Source organism: Blautia intestinihominis (assembly GCF_040096655.1).
Lineage (GTDB): Bacteria > Bacillota > Clostridia > Lachnospirales > Lachnospiraceae > Blautia_A > Blautia_A intestinihominis.
This window is the reverse complement of record NZ_JBBMEI010000182.1, coordinates 1-1,197: the sequence shown is the minus strand read 5'-3', so window position 1 is coordinate 1,197 and position 1,197 is coordinate 1. Positions and strand designations below refer to the sequence as shown.

Sequence of the window (1,197 nt, the reverse complement as noted above, 5' to 3'; positions counted from 1 at the left end):
GCTCCACTTGCGGCTCGTAAGTTTCCTGACTTTCTTCTTTACTTTATCCAATGACTTTTTCGGAACTTTCATCCTATATTTCTTTTCCTGAAATTGATAATAAAAAGCAAATCCCAGATATTTTGCTTTTGTCGTACTATCATTATACTTTTTTATTATAAAAAAATACATAAACAACATTCGCCAAAACATGCACAAAATGTTATACTTTTACATAATAGCCAACTATTTTTTAACAATATTTTGTAGAATCGTAAAATTGCACAATTCATATTGTTGTATTTTGTGCAATATGACAAGGAAGACATTACTTGTATACATTATCAGCATACTATCACAAATCCAGGGTTGATTTTATGGATAAAAAACATCCCCTGTTTATTGGAAGCTGCGGTACTTATCATCTATACACCGTAGAAAAGCTTCCTACCCACCGCCCGAAAGGCCGGCTTGATTATCAGCTTCTTTACATCGCATCCGGACGGGCACATTTTTATTTTGATGGAAAACCTACTGTTGTAGAAGCCGGCAATATGGTACTCTACCGTCCACGTGAGGAACAACGCTATTATTATGGAGCGGATCAGACCGAAGTTTACTGGGTTCACTTTACTGGAAATAATGTAAAGAACTTTCTGAGAAGATATGGGATTGCCGACGATACCCGCATTATTTATACCGGTATCTCCATTGAGTACAAAAATCTATTTATGTCTATGATCGAGGAACTGAATCTGCAGCGAATTGATTACGAGGAGATGCTGATAAATTATTTCACGATTCTCCTGATCAGCCTCCATAGAATAGCACTGCAAAAGCCACGTAAGAAGAACCTTCAGAACATGAACGATATGGAACAGGCTGCACAGTACTTTCGGATGCATTATAATAAACCTATAAGTATTGAGGACTATGCTGTTTCCCACAATATGAGTATCAGCTGGTTCATCCAGAACTTCCGTCAGTATGCCAATACTACACCTGCTCAATACGTGCAGTCTCTGAGGCTTACCAATGCAAAAATGCTTCTGGAAACGACCAATTATAATATCACAGAAATAGCCAACCTGGTCGGGTACGAGAATCCATTATATTTCAGCCGCTTTTTCCGAAAACAGTGTGGCATTTCCCCTTCACAGTTCCGCAAACAGCTGGTGCCGAATGCAGAAAGCTGTCCAAAATAAAACCAATCAAAAA

At 38.2% G+C, this 1,197-nt stretch carries 1 protein-coding gene; it reads left to right on the top strand.

What is annotated here, in order from left to right; all coding sequences use genetic code 11:
* The first annotated feature begins 311 nt into the window (after positions 1-311).
* A complete protein-coding gene (locus WMO75_RS19565; RefSeq protein WP_055066332.1) occupies positions 312-1,184 on the top strand; it encodes a helix-turn-helix transcriptional regulator in 873 nt (290 codons plus the stop codon).
* Positions 1,185-1,197 lie beyond the last annotated feature (13 nt).